This window comes from Dyadobacter sp. (assembly GCF_051859145.1).
Lineage (GTDB): Bacteria > Bacteroidota > Bacteroidia > Cytophagales > Spirosomataceae > Dyadobacter.
In genome coordinates this window covers 1-2,972 of sequence record NZ_JBHYGF010000463.1, presented here as the reverse complement: position 1 = coordinate 2,972, position 2,972 = coordinate 1, and the positions used below count along the sequence as shown (strand labels likewise).

The window sequence follows — 2,972 nt, the reverse complement described above, 5'->3', positions numbered from 1 at the left end:
ATAGTTGCTTTGGTTATCTGCTTTTCTGTGGCTGCGTAAAAGTTGGAAAACCCCGTCACCTGAGTTGCGGGTAAATTTTCCTTTCACTGTGTAAGATACATAGGGCTTGGTCGATGAAAGCTCTGCACCGATGAAATCAGAGAAGGTACCTCCTGTTTGTTCAAAGCCGTCAGGTAAGATCAGTTTCAACCTGAACGCATTTGATCCCTCAAAGACAAACACGGTTGTGGAAGGAAGGTACATGTAGCTCGCCTTGATTTCAATCTGGAACTCTTCATTCAGGCCGACATGCGTGGCTTGGGTGCCTAATGAGAATTTGATCGGGTCGATCAGTGGCGCTGCGTTTACTACGTAGGATAAATTAGCAAACAGCAGAAAACAAATTGTTTTTAATATTGTAGATCTTTTCACAGGTCTAGAATTAAATAAGTTTGTAGTTTAACTACAAATCTAAATCAAAAGTTCTACAAGTGAAAAATGATATTTGTCAATTAGTTCTACAAATTTTTAATTTTTGGAATCTGAATATTTGATCTGATACATGAAAGTCGCCTTAGGTGAAGACTGGGGTATATTTAGACCTAACTCTCTACTACAAAGCAAAGTGTAAATTTTTTCTAGCAACCGAAAGTTACAAATTTTGAAATGGTGGATACGAATATGTGAGAGAAACGCAGCTAAGTCTTGTAGAACATGTTTGACTACGCAGCAGTGCTATTTAGAGAAAAATCTATCTGATTTTGCGAAGTAGAGTCGAACTTGAAATTATAATTCAGGAGTAAGTCGTCTCAATTTGCTCGATAAGAGAATCGGCGTAGAGCTTCTTTGAAGCGAAATTCGCGTGGCAGTTAGAAGAGAGTTTGCTGTATAGTGCAGGGTTCTGGATTACATTCAACACTTTGGCAAAATCAGCATTCTTTTTTGCGGGGTTATGAACGTCTATGAATACCGCTGAATCCATATCTGTTGAATAGTTTACGATTTCTCCGACAGGTGAAACTACACTTACAACGCCATTCTGCATCGCTTCGGTAACGCTCATCGCCATTCCTTCGTTGAAGCTTAATTGAAGGTAAAAGTGATAGTTTGGAAAGATCTCCCATTTTTGAGAGCCAGTTACCTCCCCTTTCAACTGTATATATGTATTCAAATCACTTTCACTGATAATCTGTTGCAAGCCAGTCGCAGTGCCATCATCGTCCCTGCCGTAAATGTCGAAATGGGCTTTTACATTATTCTGGTGGAGATACTTAATAAGCTCGATGGCGTCAGGTAAGTTTTTTACCTTATTTATCCTGCCCAGAAACATGAAGCGGACATTATCTTGTGTCTGTGGCGCAATTGCCTTGTTGACGCTTGGTGTTGAGCGGGTGAGAAAGCTCACCACCTTAATTTCAGCTTTGGGCTTGAAGTGATCTGCGACATACTTTTTTGTTGCAGCGCTATCTACCAAAACAAAATCAGCCTTCCGAACTGCGTATTTATTAAACTGCTTCGCAAAAGCATGAGGGAAGTCGGTACTGTGTATAAATGAATATAATTTGATATTCTTATCAGCCATTTTACATAATGTACCCACCAATGAACTGCGCCAGAGGGAGCAGACCAGTATATCCGGGCGGGTTTGTAATATGGTGCGAACAATCTTGGGAAGTACAATCGGATAAAGCGGAACGGGGTAGTCGAGCGGGACGAAAACCTGTTTCTCCTCCTCGGATAAATGCGACATGATTTCTGCATTGATCTTCCCCAGTACTATGATTGTGAGCTCGTACTGTTTATGAAGAGCGGGCACAGCTGATAACAAAGCAACTTCCACGCCGCCAATTGCAATGCTGTGTAATACGTAAGTTAATCTTTTCCTTGAACTCAATGGAAGAAATAGCTATTTAATCAATACCTTATTTCGCGCGTTTGCCTGATCTATCAAATTCTTGATCTTTTCGTTGTTCGATCGGTTCTTCAAGGTATAAGTTTTCCCCTGATGTACCAGTTTCAGATTAGACAAGATGTATTTTACACCGCCTTTTCTAGACTCGCCTGTGCCCTGGAAGAAATAGTAATTAGGCTTAACCGTGTTCCTGATGATAGTGGGGTTAATAATAGTGAAAGTTCCAGAAATATCCTTGGTATCGTAAGGAGTCATGTCTCCGCTGGCAATGGCCAATGAGGCGCCATAAGCCTTGGGATCATCTGTGTAATCGGTCCATTTATCAATCGTAATGTCGATCTTATTCACCCCACACGTGTTTTTTGTGAAGATTGCATAAAAGTTGGTTGTTGCAAGTACGGGTCCGAGGTTGTTCTTTGTTTCCAGGTTATAAAACTTGCAGTTTACGTACTTGCTCGTGCAATCATTAGGCTCAAAGGACAATCCTGTTTGCGGCTTAACTACCTTGGTTTTATCCTCTTCTCCTGTACCTTCTATGCTTATATCCCTGAAATCTCCATTGATAATCCCGGTAACCAACATACCAACCCGCGTTGCATCGTTAACCACCAACTTATTGATCGTAATGTCCCGACTCTGCTTGTTCCATTGAACGCGGACAGTTACGCCATCTCCTGAACTCTTCGTTACTTTTGCATTGGCAATTATAACATTGTCGGGTGCATACATGGCAATGCCGGCACCGGCTGCTGAGGTGACATAATCAGGATTTGCTTTACTGCCTACCAGATTGATCCCGTCAATGAATACATCTTTGATATCCCATGCGATGAAGCACATGTATCCGTTCGTCTTCATAGTAGTAGGGCAAACCAATGAACTGCCTGCCGGAAAATACAATCTGTTGCCGGAGCTTACCGAAATATGCCTTTTATAACCTTTAAACGAGTCATCAATGCCGATAGTCAGGGGATAGGCGGGAAAGATGACATATTTATGTTCACTCAGGAATTTGTTGATATAGGGGGAATAGTTGAAGTCCTTGACAATTCTACCTCCATTAATGCTTTTCAGATACGGT

Annotated in this window: 3 protein-coding genes; all 3 read right to left on the bottom strand. The window is 41.4% G+C overall.

Annotated features, from left to right (window positions below; translation table 11 throughout):
* The coding region (locus tag ACTIE6_RS21935) for a hypothetical protein (protein ID WP_439558670.1) at positions 1 to 411 on the bottom strand (411 nt) is incomplete at its 3' end.
* 361 nt (positions 412 to 772) lie between these two features.
* Entirely contained in the window at positions 773 to 1,873 is a 1,101-nt protein-coding gene (locus tag ACTIE6_RS21930) for a glycosyltransferase family 4 protein (RefSeq protein WP_439558669.1), read from the bottom strand.
* A 12-nt stretch (positions 1,874 to 1,885) separates the two neighbouring features.
* Positions 1,886 to 2,972, bottom strand: a 1,087-nt coding sequence (locus tag ACTIE6_RS21925; protein WP_439558668.1) for a hypothetical protein, incomplete at its 5' end; no start/stop codon positions are given.